Raw genomic sequence first — 16642 nt, 5'->3', positions numbered from 1 at the left:
TGTAAAGCAAACTTGCTGCGGGCCGTTAAGCTAACACCCAAATTTTTACTAATCTTGCCATTGTAAGAGCTAATATACAATTGCTTTAATGACACCACTGTTATGCGAGATGCTGACTAATTAATTGTTTACTATCTGCAATCCATCTCTGAGACTTACCGACTTATCAAACTAGAACCATAATATCTATGTATATATTCAGCAATTACACGATTACGAATACAGCTTTTACAAGTTTCTTTGTTCTAGATCACTAAAAAGTTATTTAAGATCAATTTTGCACCTGTGAACACTGAACCTGCTATCATTACGTTTGTATGGACTTTATAATCATCACTAATAATAAAGCATGTTTAAGGACTACCTATGCGTCGGGGTCAGCAGTTAATAAACGAAGAAGTCACCTTTTCAGATCACCAGCAGCTCGTCTCTACTACAGATGTACGTGGAGTGATAACCTATGCGAATAAAGAATTTTGCAATATCGCTGGCTTCAACCTTGAAGAGCTCATTGGCAAAAATCATAATATTGTTCGCCACCCAGATATGCCCAAAGCGGCATTTAAAGAAATGTGGGAAAAACTTAAACAAGGCCATTCATGGCGCGGGATGGTAAAGAATCGCTGCAAGGATGGCCGCTATTATTGGGTTGATGCATTTGTTACTCCTATTTTTGAACATGGTCAACTCGTTGGCTATCAATCAGTACGAACAAAACCGAGCGAACAACTAAAACGACGAGCACAAAGCCTATACACTAAAATAAATGCCGGTAAATCGTTGTCTTCTTGGCGTGAATGGGTCGGTGTTCGCCAAAGTGCAGCCCTACTTATTGGCTTAATTGGTATAGTACTATTAGCAGCTTTTGTATCTATTTCTGTTGCACTGATAACCGCGCTATTTAGTTTACTAATTATGCTATTAAATTATGATGAATTAGTTTTCACACCAGCAGCACTGAAACAGCTCAAGGTAGATAATGATTCTGTATCCCGCTATGTCTATGTCGGCCATTATCCATTTAGTATTAGTGAATATAACCAGCAAATGCTTAATGCTAAATTACGTACCGTATTAGGACGAGTAAAAGATACGACTGTCACGTTTACCGGTATTGCGGCTAACCTAGACCAACAATCAGCATTAACTGAAAAAGGCATTGCCGCACAAGGACAACGCCTTGGCCAAATGGCCACCGCAATGTCACAAATGAGTGCAACCATAGGTGAAATATCGGGCAACACTCATCATACCGCTGAAAAAGTAAATATTACTTACCAAAGCTGCACTGATATAAAACTGCATATTGCAGACAATAGTGCCATGGTGTCTGACCTTGCTTTACAAGTTGAACAAGCGGCAAGTACTGCTAATTCCCTTGCAACCGAGGCGGATAAAATAGGTCAAGTAATGACTGAAATCGAAGGCATTGCAGAGCAAACCAATTTACTGGCATTAAATGCTGCAATTGAAGCCGCGCGTGCTGGTGAACATGGCCGAGGCTTTGCGGTAGTTGCCGATGAAGTGCGTGCATTATCTTCTCGTACTCAACGTGCTACTGCACAAATTCATAGCTCTATTAAAGAAATTCAAGATACCCTGTTTAGCTGGTCTACGGTCATGAAAAACACCAAGGCGCAAGCCGATGAATGTGTAAATACCACCGGACATACCCAAGTTGAACTGGATAGCATATTCGCGCAAATAAGTGAAATATCGCAACTAGCGACACAAATATCTGCTGCCGCCGAGCAACAACAAACTGTCAGCCTCGATATTAGCGACAACATTACACAAATAAAAGGTTACAGTGACGAGAACTTAACGTTGAGCTTTAATGTCGCTAAAGGTGCTGCACAGCTTGTCGAAGGCTCACGTAAAGTTAACGATATTTTACTGACTTTTAAGGTTTAATTAAGCGCGGCTAAATGATAGGGGTTTATCTTTAATAGTTACTTTATAACTTTTTATTAGCAGCGAGTTTAAGGCCAGCATATTCACTGGCCTTAAAACTCAGTTAATCAGTTAGCGTGATGAGAACACTAAACCATTTTCGTCAGCATCAATTACTATCATGTCACCACTTTGATATTCACCTGCGAGTAACTTCTGTGATAATGGATTTTCAATGGTATGTTGAATAGCCCGTTTGAGTGGTCGTGCACCATAAACCGGATCAAAACCACTGGCTGCAATTCGATCAAGAGCTGCATCACTTATTTGTAACAAGTAACCCATTCCTGTTAGGCGCTCACGTAACTTGCTTAACTGAATATCTGCAATCTCTTTGATATGTTCATTAGCAAGTGGGTGGAATACTACGGTTTCATCAATACGGTTAATAAATTCAGGTCTAAACTCATTAACCAAAACCCCCATCACTTTTTCTTTTAACGCTGAATAATCGTTGTTACCGGTTTGCTCTTGAATAATATCTGAGCCTAAATTTGAGGTCATGATGATCACCGTATTTTTAAAATCAACAGTACGACCTTGGCCATCCGTTAAACGGCCATCATCTAACACTTGCAGCAGAATATTAAAGACATCAGGATGTGCCTTTTCGATTTCATCAAGCAAAATTACAGAATATGGACGACGACGAACAGCTTCTGTTAAGTAGCCACCTTCTTCATAACCAACATAGCCCGGAGGCGCGCCAACTAAGCGAGCAACTGAGTGCTTTTCCATAAACTCAGACATATCAATTCGCACCATCGCGCTTTCAGTATCAAACATATATCCAGCTAACGCTTTAGTCAGCTCAGTTTTACCGACCCCGGTTGGGCCTAAAAATAAAAACGAACCGATTGGCCTATTTGGATCTGCAAGCCCTGCCCGTGAACGACGAATCGCATTCGCCACTGCCACTACCGCTTCGTCTTGACCGATCACTTTATGGTGTAAATGTTCTTCCATTTGCAGCAGTTTTTCACGCTCACCTTGAAGCATGCGCGATACAGGAATACCAGTCCAACGTGAAAGTATCTCAGCAATTTCATCTTCACCCACTTGGTTTTTAAGTAAGCTCATTTCTTGCATTTCAGCTTGTGAAGCTAAGTCGAGTTTACGTTCCAATTCTGGAATGCGGCCGTATTGCAGCTCTGACATACGTTGTAGATCAGTGGCACGGCGGGCAACATCTAAGTCTAATCGCGCTTGTTCAAGTTCAGCCTTAATTACTTGAGTACCTTGCAAAGAGGCTTTCTCAGCTGTCCATACTTCATCAAGTTCACGGTACTGGGCTTCAAGATCGGTGATCAGCTCCTGCATCTCAGAACGACGCTTTTGGCTGGCGTCATCTTTCTCTTTAGCAAGTGCATTATCTTCGAGTTTTAGCTGGATGATACGGCGCTCTAATTTATCTAATGATTCTGGTTTTGAATCGATTTGTAGGCGAATAGACGAACCCGCTTCATCAATTAAATCAATGGCTTTATCCGGTAGCTGGCGATCGCTAATGTAGCGGTGCGATAAATGCGCTGCGGCAACAATGGCTGGATCGGTAATTTCAACACAGTGATGTAACTCGTAACGCTCTTTCAAGCCTCGAAGAATCGCTATGGTATCTTCTACTGATGGTTCTTCAACAAGCACCTTTTGAAAACGACGTTCTAAAGCGGCATCTTTTTCAATATATTTACGATACTCATCAAGGGTTGTAGCACCGACACAATGCAGTTCACCTCGAGCCAATGCAGGTTTGAGCATATTACCCGCATCCATTGCACCATCAGATTTACCGGCGCCCACCATAGTATGAATTTCGTCAATAAACAAAATCACTTGGCCTTCTTCTTTAGCCAATTCATTAAGCACTGACTTTAAACGTTCTTCAAACTCACCACGGTATTTTGCACCGGCCACCAAGGCTCCTAAATCAAGCGATAACACACGTTTGTTTTTCAAGCCTTCAGGCACTTCGCCATTAATAATACGCTGCGCGAGCCCTTCAGCTATAGCGGTTTTACCGACACCGGGTTCGCCAATCAACACGGGGTTATTTTTAGTACGCCGTTGTAATACTTGGATCGTGCGGCGAATTTCATCATCGCGGCCAATAACAGGATCAAGTTTACCCTGCTCTGCACGCTCAGTTAAATCGATAGTAAACTTTTTCAGCGCTTGACGGGTATCTTCGGCATTCGGATCATCAACTTTTTGACCACCGCGAATAGCTTGTATTGCTGCTTCTATTTTAGTGCTGGTCATATTTAAAGCGCGGAAGATATCACCCAATGGCCCTTTATCATCACACGCTGCTAATACAAATAACTCACTGGAGATGTATTTATCTTTACGCTTTTGCGCGTACTTATCGCATAAGTTGATCAGTGAAACCATGTTATTTGACAACTGCACGTCGCCGCCAACACCTTCCACTTTAAATAGCTTTTCTATCTCTTGTGATAACTTGGTATTAAGTTCATCGGCACTCACACTGGCTTGGGCTAATAACGCACGCACACTTGAGCCACTTTGCTGCAAGAGTGAATACATTAAATGTACTGGTTCAATAAATTGATGATCACGACCAAGCGCTAATGACTGAGCGTCAGAGAGCGCAGATTGAAATTTACTGGTAAATCGATCTAAACGCATAAGGGGTTACCTATTAAAAAAACTAATTACTTAATTAATGGGTATGCTCGGCACTTTGATCAAGGCTTAGGAGAAAATATACTCACTGAATAGACTATTACTTGCGCCAGATCAAAGAAGCCATACGCCCTGTTTGACCATCTCGACGGTATGAGAAGAATTGTTCGCTATTGCTAACTGTACAGTACTCACCACCACTAATATTTCTTATGCCTAGATTAATAAGCTGTGTGGTTGCGAGCAGATAAATATCCGCTAAATATTTACCATCCGCCTGCGCCACAAATGCAGTGTGATGAGATGCTGATTGTTCACAGAAAAGCGCTTTTACTTCACTGCCAACCTCAAACTTTGCAGCACCTATGGCAGGACCTAACCACGCTATAATTTGTTCTGCAGGGCTGCTAAAGTGACGCAAAGTATTAGCGATAATACCCGCATGCAAACCGCGCCAGCCACCATGAATAGCAGCCACCTCATCACCACTTTCACTGGTAAGTAAAACCGGCAAGCAATCTGCTGTCATAATTGCCAGTGGTTGATTTTTTAATCGGGTATACAGCGCATCCGCATCATAATTAGCCTGTGGGTCAAAATACTCATCCACAACAACGACTTCACTGCTATGGATCTGATTAAGCCACACCGGTGCTTTAGGAAGCTGAGCAGCTAAAAGTGCGCGATTCGTTAATACCGCTTGCTGATCATCGCCCACATGTAGGCCTAAGTTTAAACTCATAAAAGGCGCATGCGATACACCGCCCTGACGAGTTGTACTGAGAGCCCCTACATTGGTTGGCGCTGTCCAATTAGGATAAAGCATTAAAGCAGCTTAAAAATCGATATTTGGATTAGCTTTGGTGTCTTCACGAAGTACGTGCGTCATGGCAACCATGTCATCAGGAATTGGCGCCTGCCAAGTCATCATTTCACCCGTAATTGGGTGTGCGATACTTAGCTTTACCGCGTGCAATGCTTGACGATTAAATTCACGTAACATTTGGAACAATTCAGGTGTTGCGCCTTTTGGTGGACGTGGACGACCGCCATAGGCTTTATCACCAATCAATGGATGATTAATAAATGCCATATGCACACGAATTTGGTGAGTTCGGCCAGTTTCTAAACGAAGACGTAATCGCGTATGCGCACGGAATTTTTCAGCAACACGAAAATGCGTAATTGCTGGTTTACCCTGCTCATGCACAGCCATGTGTGTACGCTGCGTAGGATGGCGACCAATTGGTTTTTCAACCATACCACCTGCGGTCATGGTGCCATTACAAATTGCTTCATATTCACGCGTGAAGTTTTCACGCTTCTGTAATGCTTTAACTAAATGTGTTTGCGCCTGAATTGTTTTAGCTACCACCATCAAACCGGTAGTATCTTTATCTAGACGATGCACAATACCTGCGCGCGGAACATTAATGATATCTGGATAATGATGCAACAATGCATTGAGCACTGTGCCATCAGGATTACCGGCACCAGGGTGCACAACTAAACCCATAGGTTTGTTGATAACCAAAATATCATCATCTTCATAAACGATGTTTAATTTGATATCTTGCGCTAAGTATTCACGTGGGGCTTCAATGCTAGTTTCAACATTGACTGTTTCACCTCCAAAGAGTTTCTCTCTCGGGGTGTTTAAAATTTCACCATCCACGGTGATTTTATCATCCAAAATCCACGTTTTTATACGTGAACGTGAATAATCAGGGAACAATTGTGCCAATACTTGGTCTAGACGTTTACCGCCTAACTCAGTTGGCACCTCGGCTTGAAGAGAAATTTGCTCTGACATTAGTAACTTTACCCAATTTACCAGTGCAAGCTGTGCTCGACTGGGTTAGAATCGCTTTTAATAAAAGCATTATATAATAAGCATAGTTTACTCGGTTTTACCCACTTGGCCTAGCCGAAGACATCGAAGGTAACAAATAAAATGATAAATAGAATAGGGAAACGTGCATTCGCCATTGTTTTTACAGTTTCATTACTTGGTTTAGGTGCCTGTTCGTCAGCACCTGATGCAGAAGATATCCAACGCGTTCCTAATAAATCAGCGCAAGCGTTGTATGATGATGCCAAACAAACACTTGATTCAGGCTTGTACGCGCGTGCAATTGAGCTTTTGAGTGCGATTGATTCACGCTATCCGTTTGGGCCTATGTCAAAACAAGTACAAATGGATTTAGTCTACGCCCATTACCAAGCGGGTAATACTGAACAAGCGCTTGCAACAATTGACCGTTTTATTCGCCTAAATCCAAACCACAAAGATTTAGACTATATGTACTACATGCGTGGTTTAGTAAATATTAAAGCCGATAAAAACGCATTCCAAGAGTATTTTGGTGTTGATAGAGCCGACCGTGATGCTAATCGTACCCGTGTTGCCTTTACTGATTTATCAACTTTAGTTAATCGCTTCCCTGACAGTGGCTATGCCCCTGAAGCAAAAAGACGTTTAGTTTGGTTACTCAACAAAATGGCACGTTATGAGTTGAAAGTTGCTGATTACTACTATGAACGTGAAGCTTACTTAGCAGCAGCAAATCGCGGTAAATACGTCGTAGAGCATTATTCTCAAAGTAGCTACTTAGATAATGCACTGGAAATGATGGAAAAAAGCTACAACAAGCTTGGTTTACCAGAATTAAGTAAACACGCTAAAATGACCCGTGAGTTAAATAAAAAGAAATAAATTAACATATACAAAAAAGGCGCTACTGATTGTTTATAAGTAGCGCCTTTTTTATGTCTGACTTTTAATCTCAGATAATAAATTAAATCGCGTCTTCATCTTCTTCAGCTGTACGAATACGTACCACACGCTCAACGTCAGTGACGAAAATCTTACCATCGCCAATTTTACCTGTCTGTGCTGTTTTAACGATCACTTCAATAGCACGGTCAACATCGTCATCACCAAGGACAATATCAAGCTTTACTTTTGGTAAAAAATCAACCATGTATTCAGCGCCACGATAAAGCTCAGTATGTCCTTTTTGACGGCCAAAACCTTTCACTTCACTGACGGTCATGCCAGTAATACCGACATCAGACAACGCTTCACGAACATCATCAAGTTTAAATGGTTTAATTATTGCTTCAATTTTCTTCATTATTAGTCGCTACTCTTATATTGCCAATTGAATCGATTTTAGACAATCCTGCACTTCATAGCAAACAAAGCAATTGAATTACGGTGATTTAATCGTCAGCAATGGTATGATTATATCAATTGGAACAATTATGTTTAAAATAAGTTCTTCAAAGTGCGCTGATTTACTCAGCGCACTCCAGTACCAGAGGTGAACATGAACAAACAACAACATGGCTTTACATTACTTGAGGTGATGGTCACCCTTGCGATAGTCGGAATTTTAGCCTCAATCGCTTTTTGGAATAGTAGCGACATGCTTGAAAATAACCGAGCTGAAAATTATTTGCTGGAGTTAAAACGTAACATCAACTTTGCTCGCGCAAAAGCCACGAGTACCGATTCATTGATCGTTGTGTGCAGTGGTAATACAACCAGAATAGAAAATGACAAAAAAGTGACCTGCTTAGATAGTTGGAATGACGGCTCTATAATCGTCTTTTATGATAGTAATAGTAATGGCGATCATAACCCACGCAGAGGAGACCGAATTCTCAGAGTTATGGAAGAAGTCCCTGACAATAATCAATTAACATTTTCAGGTGATAATTCATTGATATTTGATGCAAGTGGTCGTATTACCTCTAACCCAGGCACATTCATCTACTGTCCAAATAAAGATAACAAAAACAATAAAGCACTGACAATCAGCCAATCTGGTACGGCATTTTATAACGGAGATACGAGCGGCACCTGTGATTAAATTTCGCTCTATATTTGCATCTGATTTAGGGTCAACTAAGCTTAATCTACTTGTCATAATTGAGAACTTCAAGGATGAAGGATATAAACAACGGAGCAAAGCGACTAGGAACCACGTTGATTGAAACTATGGTAGTGTTAAGCATTATGTCAATAATGTGCCACTTAGTTTTATTTAATTATCAGCCATTACTCATAAATATCCGCCTTGACAACCATATCGCAAAAGTAAATCGAGCTATTGGCTTATCCCGTTTAAGCGCAGTATCTTATGGCGCAAACGTAACATTTTGCGCCCTTAAAAATAATCAATGCCATAGCGATAATTGGCACAAAGAACTTACTGTGTTTACTGATACTAACAAGGTGGGTAAATTTGATGGTAAAGATAAGGTTCTATTTTACATTGAACCAACACACTCTGAAGATATGCTCACCTACCCTAGGCCATTTATTACTTTTCGATATAACGGCACACCCATGGGCTTTCATAACGGTACATTTATATATTGTCCTAAGTATAAACAAGCAAGCCACAAAGGGCTTGCTATATCTATAAGCTATACTGGCAGAACGAAGATTAAAAATACCTCAAAATGCCAAGAGTAACCAAAAATAAAGCCATTACAAACTATTTACCCCAGCACATTGCAGAATTCGCTTTCGGTGTTGCGGTTTTTAGTCCTGCATCATCAATAACAAAGGTCTTACAGTCATCATCTTTTAATGGAGGACCAGCAACTGGAGTTGCTGTAAAGCTAAATGTCCCTGCATCGTTATCGACTTCAACCTCAATAGTATAAAAACCATGCTCAGTTGGTGTCGTTACACCAATATTTGCTAAATCATTTGTATATTCTCGATTATCAACAAAGAACTGCTCTTGCCGATTAGCCGCATCAAGTAATGACGTGATTGCTTCTGTGCGAGCAGTCCGTTTAACATGTTCAAAATAGCTTGGTAGAGCAATTGAGGCAATAATGCCTAATATTGCTACAGTGATCATGAGCTCAATTAATGTAAACCCTCGCTGCATGTTATTTTTGGTTGTCATTATTCTCTCGCTTATAGATAAAGGTTTGTTGAGTTTTAAAACCAAAGCCAATGGGCACCGCATCACTCACAAGCTTAATTTTGCCATCTTCATCAAACGTAATGCCTGGCCCTAGGATCTCTTTTGGTATAAATGGGTTTTTCGCACTAAATTCATCTTCAGTCGCTTTAGTTTGCTTTACTCCTGGTCCTAGTAATAAAAACTGGCTTTGTTCATTACATGCTTTACCATCACTGTCGCAAACTTCTGAGGTGCCAAAATAAAGTTGCGGTGTATCTGGTACATCATTGCTCGTGACATAACGCAATTGGTTATATACCTTGCTTCCGTAGTGCAAATGAAATGCATATAAACCGCCACTTCCTCCACTTAAAGAACATTGGTTAATCGTGGCATCTGCTGAAGCTGGTGTGAAACTTGTAAAATAAGCAACTCCTCCAACTACAGTTGCAGCTGCGAGCGACTTTTCACCACTGCGAGGAAGATCATAATACCAACCGCTTTTTTTACTAAGCTTCACTTCCTCTTCTGTAAACTGCTCAATATCATCTAGCGCATTTGCAAAAGGATCACTATTTACATTCATTAAATCACTAGGCGTAATAGTCTCAGGAATGTCATCTCCTATAAATGACATGGTCACAGTATTAATATCACGGATCATATACAATTGATCTTGTACCGTTGTTAGTGTTGGCTTTGGTCTATTACCACTACCAATTAATATTGCGTCAAATGGGGTATCCTCGCGGATTATACTTGTTTGATTATTGCTTGTGGTACTGGTTACCTTGCTAAACATTGTACGTGCTACGGTCGCCTTATAAAAAAAGCGCCTATCTTGACTAGAAATTGCTCCCCCCAATTTAGCAAGTTCGAAATGGGTCCAAGGGTTTTTACTGTCGGTCGGGTTTGCACTTGGCATATCTACACGCCAAATACTACCCGCAGTATCTGTTGCATATAAGCGATCTATAAAACCGTCATAATCTGAATCAAGTATCGAAACTGTTGCTGCAATACTATGTTTTCCTTTAAAGCCTGTTTTAGGCGTTAATTCCCAAACCAAGCTACCGTCTGATGCATTGACGATATATATACCGCGCCCTTTCGTATCATTACTGAGTGATACATTGTCTTTATTAGTATCAAAACCAGCACCAAAAATTAACACTGGCTCTTTCTTTCCCTTAATATATGACACAGTTGGAGCAGACCAAGTTTGTGCTAACTCTTTATAAACTCCACTGCCACCTTGAATTGTCCACATTAATTTTGGTACATCTGGATTAGTAATATCTAATGCATAATATTGGTTACCACCACGTCGCATACCGAAGAATGCCCACACGCGATCACCAGCTTCAACAACACCATCACGATCAGCATCATCAAAAAATACAGTAATTGGGCCGTCAACACCGTACACTTTGGTGTCTGCTTGATTATTACGTAATGGAGTTAAAATTTTATATAAACTACTTGGAATAAATGACCATGTTTCGCTAACATCCTTACCTTTATCTTGGAACATATGCAGAAAACCAGCATTAGTACCAATCAATATGCGAATGTCACCACTACCATAATCAATCGTAACTGGCTTTGAGTGTAATGGATCACCAAATATATCTTTTCGTTGATCACGCCGAGAGCTATCTTTATCTTCATCATCAACATCTACCCCTCTAGCCCATTCAATAGTTGAACCAACACTATTGATATCTGTGCCAAAGCTAGTAGCAACCTTAGCAAGACTACCGAATGCGGTTTGCAACGTTGAGCTTTGAAACTCAATCAATCCTCCTTTAGGGGAATCTGTATAAACAGTTCGCTCTGCTAAATTGGTAAGGTGTAAATTGACACCACCACTTTCTACCGAATTACCATCAGGTGGAGTGTTCTCGGGTAACCAAAATGTCGATGCGGTTGACTTAATCAACCCATCGTCGTTCAGTGCAGGGGTCGAATTGGCATCAACTATTTCAGTTCCTGACACTTTTAATTTTTTCAAATTACCACGCCAGCGAGCGCCGGTTTCAGGGTAAAACATAGCGTAATATATAGATTCTCGACTACGAGTTTGATCAACATTATTACTAGCTATGGAAGGTGAAGTAAAAGTATCGTTTACTTCACGGATATTGGTGATGAATTTTTTAAATGCATCAGCTAATTGCTCTGCAGTATCTGCATATTCGTATTGACCACCACCGAGTGTAGCGGTTTCCTCTAGTAGTTTTTTACCAGAGCTACTCATCCCCGATCCAAAGCCCACGGTATATACACGGCCGGTTTCGTGAATATCGGGAGTTTGAGGATACAAATCAACAACGACCTCTTCGATGTTAGCCTTTTTATTCGCGTCTACACCATGAATTACTTTCGCTAACTGATGTAAGTAGTTACTGTAGATGTAATCATTATTATTTAAATAACGACCGAAATATGACTTATATGCTTCACTTATCGCACCGTCACTATTATTATCACTTCCAGCAGATGGATCACCGTCCGTCATATAAATTATATTTACTGAGTTATCACAGCGCTTAGCTTCCTCTACACTATCTGCAAAAGGTGAAATATACGTGTAACTAAAATTATCTACCCATACATTTTTACAAACCCAAACCCAATGCCGACCTTTACGCTCCCAGTCACACTCTTCTACTTGTTTTCTATCATTAACCTTATTTTCAACACTAGTATCCCGATTTGACTCACTAACTTGCTCGCCATAGTGCAAACCTTTCCCTGTTATATACAAATATGCTTCCCAAAGAGTTTCAGCTAATGGAGTACCACCATCGGCGGGTAGGTTATCTATTGATGCTTTTATAGCATTATGTGAGCTACCAATACCATTCAATATATAACCGCCATCAGTACTGTTATAGCGCATAAGCCCAAAATCGATGTCAGGGTTACCGGTGATCAACTCAGTCATAGCATCTTTAGCCACTCCAAGTCGACTGTCATTACATACCTTCCAGCCACCATTATTATATTGACCACAATCTTTACCTGTTTTGGATGAAAACGCCATACTGCCAGAGGTATCAAAAATCAATAAAACTCGCGCTCTTTCGTCTATTTCTACATTATGGTTTACATATAATTCAATATCTTCCGCATAACATTGCATACTTAAAAGTACCGCGATACTAAGTGAAATATTCATAACTAACTTTTTAAACTTGATCATATTTACTCACTTAACCGCCAGTATTTAAGCTTGCCATTTCCTGAGCAATGCCTGATGTTACTGTTATAGTATGTCTGCTTTTTGAGCCAAACGTAATGGTACTGTTTACCTGCACCATATTGCACGAAATGCCCGCTGTAAAATTAAACTTTCGAGGACATGGTAAGTCTAGTGCACCATTATTTAAATTACTCATCGTACTTGTTGTATCATCTATCTGAGGCAGTTCAAGCGTGCCATTTGGTATTTGAGCTCGAGTATATAGAAAATGACTTGTGCCGCCCTTGTTAGCCTCACCTGCAATCAATTGTTGTACGTTACCCATTAATAAATTTTCAGCTTCTTCTCGCTCAAATGCAGCATTAGTAATTTTTATATCTACACTACTACTGCTCATAAGTGTCACCGCAATGCCAGTGACAGCGACCACCATAATCAAAGCAACGACCAACACAATTCCTTGCTGTTTGGCAGCTGGTTTTAAATACGCCATAAGTTAGCCCCCACATTATTTAAGCGAATAGTTGTTGTAAATAAAGCTCGACGAAACCTGTCATTAAACCTAAGCACTCGTTGACCTGCATCCTCACCTAAAGTATACGTTTGATTGAGCTGATTTAAGTCTGCATATTCTTGTAATGACCGCACCAGTATAAAAACTTGTACGGTTAATATTCCTCGGCGGTTTTCCCAATCTGTTGCTGTCATCATTCCTACGCTTCGATAAGCATCCACACGGCCGTCATTATTTGTATCTAGCCCAAATAAAAAACGCATGTTTTCAACACCTTCCATAATAGTCTCAGTAATCATTTGGTCTTTTCTGGCGCTAAGTCGGCGTCGCATTAGTACCGGCACATTGATATTTTGTCCATTGACTTGATAAGTTTGTTCATCAATGTAATAAACGTGGTGACGATAACGCCAAATCGTTGCATTGCCGTTTATAGTCCCAGCAGCTATTGGGCCTTTGCGAAATTCAGCTCGCTCTTGCTCAGCTATAAAGTAATAATTACTTGAACTGGTATCAGCAGGATCAATTTGCAGACCCTCTAGAAATTTCACCTGTAAGATATCTGTTGTATCGTTTGAATCTGTAATACAGTTCAACTGCGCGCCTCCAGTTGATTCAAGTGCAAATACCGAACGAAAATTACTATTTGCATTATTAACGGGGAAACTACCGTTATTAAGTCCAGAAAAACAATCACCAGTAGGGTTGGTTAGAGTTGTGGTATTTTCTTTCGAAAATGAATCTTCGTAGAATGTCCCCCAAAAACCGATTTGCTCTATATCGCGCTGCATAATATTTAATGCTAAACGACCCGTTTCTTGTAATTCACCAATTACCATAGTATCTCTGGTCGTTACTTTCATACTTATGTAAGTAAACATAACTCCGCCGAGCACTAAACCACCAATAAAAAGTGCGATCATCATTTCGACTAAAGTGAAACCTCGCTGCTTCATGCTAGCTCCTTGAATAAACATAGCTTTTTAGTACCATAACGCGGCGGGTATTACTTTCTTCGCCACATGTTATTTTTTTTGTCTCAGCATTAGCAGTGATCTCTTGACGTCCCCGCCAACTTACCACGACTTGAATATTAAACCCTCTGCCACCATTACCTGCCGCTACAGTATTTTCTATACACACAGTGGCGTCATCGAGCGCGCCAGTATTTTCACGGGCTTGTATGGCACGGATCCATTGTTGACGATCTAGAGCAGCTATTTGAGCTGAGCTACATGTATCGGTGTAACATGTTCGAGACTGTTCTAGTGCTGTGTTACTGGTGAATGTGCCATTATACTGAGTGATTGACGCAACTCGGTCATTTGCTCGTATCCGTTGAATAATGTCATTACCTAAAGCAACTGCTGCTGCTCGTTGCATAGAGTCGAAGCTGGCTTGTTTTGCTTTTGCTTGTAATGCGACCGCACCGAGTAGGCCAAAGCTTAAAATCACAAACGCAATTAAAACCTCTATTAACGTAAAACCATGTTGCGATGTATGCTTGATGGACCTCATATTACACCCAATATAAAACTACCTGATTATAAGGATATGCTAATAATATGTAGATACAAGATGGGTTAGGATGAACGGTTATATTTGTTGATGAATGGTTAACTATGCATTTTTGCTGCAAAATTTAATGTGCTTAAAGATGCTCTTTTACTGTTTTATAAGCGCGTCTACTTACTGGTAATAAACAACTGCAACCTTCTAATAAAACCACATGACTGCCATCTTCAGCTTTTTTTAGAGCGATTAGCCGGGACAGATTAATCACTATCTTGCGGTGAATTCGTAATAACTGTGTAGGATAATCCTGCTCGAGTTGTTTTAAGCTTTGATCAAGCAATGCCTCACCGTTAGTAAAAACTAAACGCGTGTATTTCTCTTCAGCTATAATATAACAAACATCCTCTAATGCCACACTGCGTGTCACCCCCGCAAGCTGATAACTGATTGCTGCTGGACGTTGCTTTTGTAGATGGGCGCGTGTTAAACGACCTAGTTGATCTATTGTTTTTGCTAGATTTTGCTCCGTCACAGGTTTTACTAAATAACCCGCGGCACTCAGTTGCAAAGCTTCTAAGGCATGCTCAGGATGAGCGGTGACGAAAATAATAGCCGGAGGGACAGACAACTTGTTCAATTGTGTTGCAACTTCTAAACCGCTCATAGCAGGCATATCAACATCCAGAAATACAATATCAGGAGCCTGCAGCTTCACTTGTTGCAAAGCCTCGTTGCCATTACTTGCTTGTGCTGCATGGTTATAGTCTGGGTAATGAGCAAGTAATCGCTGTAAGCGAGCACGTGCTAGTGGCTCATCATCAACTATGAGTACCTTCATGCTTGCTCCTTGGCATTATTAATAGCCAAAGGCAGTACTAACTTTACCCGAAAAATATCACCTCGTGTTGTCATTGTCAGCTTTGCATGACCTTGATAATAAAGATCTAACCGCTGGCGAATATTATTCAGCGCCATGCCATTACCTGAGCGTTTCTGCTGCTGCGACGAGATTGGATTTTCAACTAAAATGACTAACGAGCGTTTACTAATATGTAACTCGACGTAAATTATAGCACCAGTCAATGAAGGCTCAACACCGTGACAAACAGCATTCTCTAGCAGTGGTTGTAATGTTAAGCACGGAATAGTTATCTCTGGCAATTGCTCCGGTAATTGCCAGTTGACTTGTAAACGATCAGCAAACCGCCAACTTTCAAGCGCAATATATTGCTGAGTCAGTGCGATTTCATCACTTAGTGCAGTCTCTTTCCCCACTCGCATTGCCGCTTGAGATAATGCCGCGAGCGCTAAAATCGCTTGCTCTGCAGCTTGAGGATCATAATGAGTAAGCTCCGCTGCGGTATTGAGGCTGTTGTATAAAAAATGCGGACGAATACGTGCCTGTAAGGCATCTAGCTCTGCGCGAGCCAACGCATTAGTTTGCTGGTCTTTTTCAAAATGAATAGTTAAAAATTGAATAAATAATGCGGTGACTAAAAAAGCGACTAATAAGTTTCTTAAAATAAACTGATAAGTATGTTGTTGTGCAATAAAGTCGCCTCCATAGGTCACTAACAATCCGCTGAAAACCGCCGTTGTAAGTAGTAATGAAGCCATTAAAGCACTTAATTGCCAAGGCTGACCCAAGTTTGCAAGTGGTTTACGCAGTAAGTAAAGCCAAGTTAGACTAGACAAAAATGTGAGATGTAAAAACAGGCTGATCCCGCCGAGGCGGATCCAAATATCATCCGCAGTTGCAGGAGCGAAAGCTAGTATAGTGGCGATAACTTGCGCAACGACTAAAGTAGCAAGTACGCCGCGTTCTTTAAACAGCGCCGCAAAAAGCAAAGTATTGGTTTGCACCGACTTGCTCAT

15 protein-coding genes are annotated in these 16642 nt (G+C 40.8%); 4 read left to right on the top strand and 11 right to left on the bottom strand.

Translation table 11 applies throughout. The features are described 5' to 3' along the window. Positions 1–366 precede the first annotated feature (366 nt). Positions 367–1914 (top strand): methyl-accepting chemotaxis protein, encoded by a 1548-nt coding sequence (locus PVK79_RS06010; RefSeq protein WP_257325494.1) that lies wholly within the window; start codon positions 367–369, stop codon positions 1912–1914. A 111-nt stretch (positions 1915–2025) separates the two neighbouring features. Here the strand turns inward: PVK79_RS06010 and clpB are convergent, their stop codons facing one another. The 3 genes from clpB to rluD form a co-directional block, all read right to left on the bottom strand. Further along, a complete protein-coding gene (clpB, locus tag PVK79_RS06005; protein ID WP_257325493.1) occupies positions 2026–4602 on the bottom strand; it encodes an ATP-dependent chaperone ClpB in 2577 nt (858 codons plus the stop codon). Positions 4603–4699: 97 nt separating this feature from the next. Further along, positions 4700–5425 carry a peptidoglycan editing factor PgeF gene (pgeF, locus tag PVK79_RS06000; RefSeq protein ID WP_145237218.1) on the bottom strand — a complete coding sequence of 242 codons (726 nt, stop codon included), beginning with the start codon at positions 5423–5425 and terminating at the stop codon, positions 4700–4702. Positions 5426–5434: 9 nt separating this feature from the next. Further along, entirely contained in the window at positions 5435–6412 is a 978-nt protein-coding gene (gene rluD, locus PVK79_RS05995) for a 23S rRNA pseudouridine(1911/1915/1917) synthase RluD (protein WP_145237221.1), read from the bottom strand. Between the two features lie 141 nt (positions 6413–6553). Between rluD and PVK79_RS05990 the strand changes: the two genes are divergently transcribed. Continuing rightward, entirely contained in the window at positions 6554–7315 is a 762-nt protein-coding gene (locus PVK79_RS05990; protein WP_149980797.1) for an outer membrane protein assembly factor BamD, read from the top strand. Positions 7316–7397: 82 nt separating this feature from the next. Here PVK79_RS05990 and glnB read toward each other — a convergent pair whose 3' ends face one another. Further along, complete coding sequence (gene glnB / locus PVK79_RS05985) at positions 7398–7736, bottom strand: nitrogen regulatory protein P-II (RefSeq protein ID WP_145237227.1); 339 nt, start codon at positions 7734–7736, stop codon at positions 7398–7400. 195 nt (positions 7737–7931) lie between these two features. On the opposite strand from glnB, the gene PVK79_RS05980 reads away from it, so the two are divergent. Both PVK79_RS05980 and PVK79_RS05975 read left to right on the top strand, forming a co-directional pair. Further along, positions 7932–8477 carry a GspH/FimT family pseudopilin gene (locus PVK79_RS05980; protein ID WP_149980933.1) on the top strand — a complete coding sequence of 182 codons (546 nt, stop codon included), beginning with the start codon at positions 7932–7934 and terminating at the stop codon, positions 8475–8477. 116 nt (positions 8478–8593) lie between these two features. Then, positions 8594–9085: a GspH/FimT family pseudopilin gene (locus PVK79_RS05975; RefSeq protein ID WP_182731097.1), complete on the top strand. Its 492-nt coding sequence runs from the start codon at positions 8594–8596 to the stop codon at positions 9083–9085. A gap of 22 nt (positions 9086–9107) precedes the next feature. Here the strand turns inward: PVK79_RS05975 and PVK79_RS05970 are convergent, their stop codons facing one another. From PVK79_RS05970 to PVK79_RS05940, 7 genes are all read right to left on the bottom strand, one after another. After that, complete coding sequence (locus PVK79_RS05970) at positions 9108–9530, bottom strand: type IV pilin protein (RefSeq protein WP_145237238.1); 423 nt, start codon at positions 9528–9530, stop codon at positions 9108–9110. Then, positions 9514–12738: a PilC/PilY family type IV pilus protein gene (locus PVK79_RS05965; protein ID WP_182778215.1), complete on the bottom strand. Its 3225-nt coding sequence runs from the start codon at positions 12736–12738 to the stop codon at positions 9514–9516. Before PVK79_RS05965 ends, PVK79_RS05970 begins: the two co-directional genes overlap by 17 nt. A gap of 10 nt (positions 12739–12748) precedes the next feature. Further along, positions 12749–13231 (bottom strand): pilus assembly PilX family protein, encoded by a 483-nt coding sequence (locus tag PVK79_RS05960; RefSeq protein WP_145237244.1) that lies wholly within the window; start codon positions 13229–13231, stop codon positions 12749–12751. Continuing rightward, positions 13219–14208 carry a PilW family protein gene (locus PVK79_RS05955; protein WP_145237247.1) on the bottom strand — a complete coding sequence of 330 codons (990 nt, stop codon included), beginning with the start codon at positions 14206–14208 and terminating at the stop codon, positions 13219–13221. Before PVK79_RS05955 ends, PVK79_RS05960 begins: the two co-directional genes overlap by 13 nt. A gap of 1 nt (position 14209) precedes the next feature. Then, positions 14210–14770, bottom strand: coding sequence for a type IV pilus modification protein PilV (gene pilV, locus PVK79_RS05950; protein WP_145237250.1), 561 nt, complete (start codon positions 14768–14770; stop codon positions 14210–14212). A gap of 133 nt (positions 14771–14903) precedes the next feature. Beyond that, a complete protein-coding gene (locus PVK79_RS05945; RefSeq protein WP_145237253.1) occupies positions 14904–15605 on the bottom strand; it encodes a LytR/AlgR family response regulator transcription factor in 702 nt (233 codons plus the stop codon). Continuing rightward, a complete protein-coding gene (locus PVK79_RS05940; protein ID WP_145237256.1) occupies positions 15602–16642 on the bottom strand; it encodes a sensor histidine kinase in 1041 nt (346 codons plus the stop codon). Before PVK79_RS05940 ends, PVK79_RS05945 begins: the two co-directional genes overlap by 4 nt.

This window comes from Pseudoalteromonas rhizosphaerae (genome assembly GCF_028885455.1).
Classification (GTDB): Bacteria; Pseudomonadota; Gammaproteobacteria; order Enterobacterales; family Alteromonadaceae; genus Pseudoalteromonas; species Pseudoalteromonas rhizosphaerae.
Note: the sequence above shows the minus strand (reverse complement) of the source record. Positions and strands in the feature narration are given on the sequence as shown.

Coding starts and splice junctions, on each gene's coding strand:
- PVK79_RS05970 (WP_145237238.1), bottom strand. CDS start 9,530: ATGACAACCAAAAATAACATGCAGCGAGGGTTTACATTAATTGAGCTC.
- PVK79_RS05945 (WP_145237253.1), bottom strand. CDS start 15,605: ATGAAGGTACTCATAGTTGATGATGAGCCACTAGCACGTGCTCGCTTA.
- PVK79_RS05960 (WP_145237244.1), bottom strand. CDS start 13,231: ATGGCGTATTTAAAACCAGCTGCCAAACAGCAAGGAATTGTGTTGGTC.
- PVK79_RS05980 (WP_149980933.1), top strand. CDS start 7,932: ATGAACAAACAACAACATGGCTTTACATTACTTGAGGTGATGGTCACC.
- glnB (WP_145237227.1), bottom strand. CDS start 7,736: ATGAAGAAAATTGAAGCAATAATTAAACCATTTAAACTTGATGATGTT.
- pilV (WP_145237250.1), bottom strand. CDS start 14,770: ATGAGGTCCATCAAGCATACATCGCAACATGGTTTTACGTTAATAGAG.
- pgeF (WP_145237218.1), bottom strand. CDS start 5,425: ATGCTTTATCCTAATTGGACAGCGCCAACCAATGTAGGGGCTCTCAGT.
- PVK79_RS05940 (WP_145237256.1), bottom strand. CDS start 16,642: ATGAGCAAGTCGGTGCAAACCAATACTTTGCTTTTTGCGGCGCTGTTT.
- PVK79_RS05990 (WP_149980797.1), top strand. CDS start 6,554: ATGATAAATAGAATAGGGAAACGTGCATTCGCCATTGTTTTTACAGTT.
- PVK79_RS06010 (WP_257325494.1), top strand. CDS start 367: ATGCGTCGGGGTCAGCAGTTAATAAACGAAGAAGTCACCTTTTCAGAT.
- clpB (WP_257325493.1), bottom strand. CDS start 4,602: ATGCGTTTAGATCGATTTACCAGTAAATTTCAATCTGCGCTCTCTGAC.
- rluD (WP_145237221.1), bottom strand. CDS start 6,412: ATGTCAGAGCAAATTTCTCTTCAAGCCGAGGTGCCAACTGAGTTAGGC.
- PVK79_RS05965 (WP_182778215.1), bottom strand. CDS start 12,738: ATGATCAAGTTTAAAAAGTTAGTTATGAATATTTCACTTAGTATCGCG.
- PVK79_RS05955 (WP_145237247.1), bottom strand. CDS start 14,208: ATGAAGCAGCGAGGTTTCACTTTAGTCGAAATGATGATCGCACTTTTT.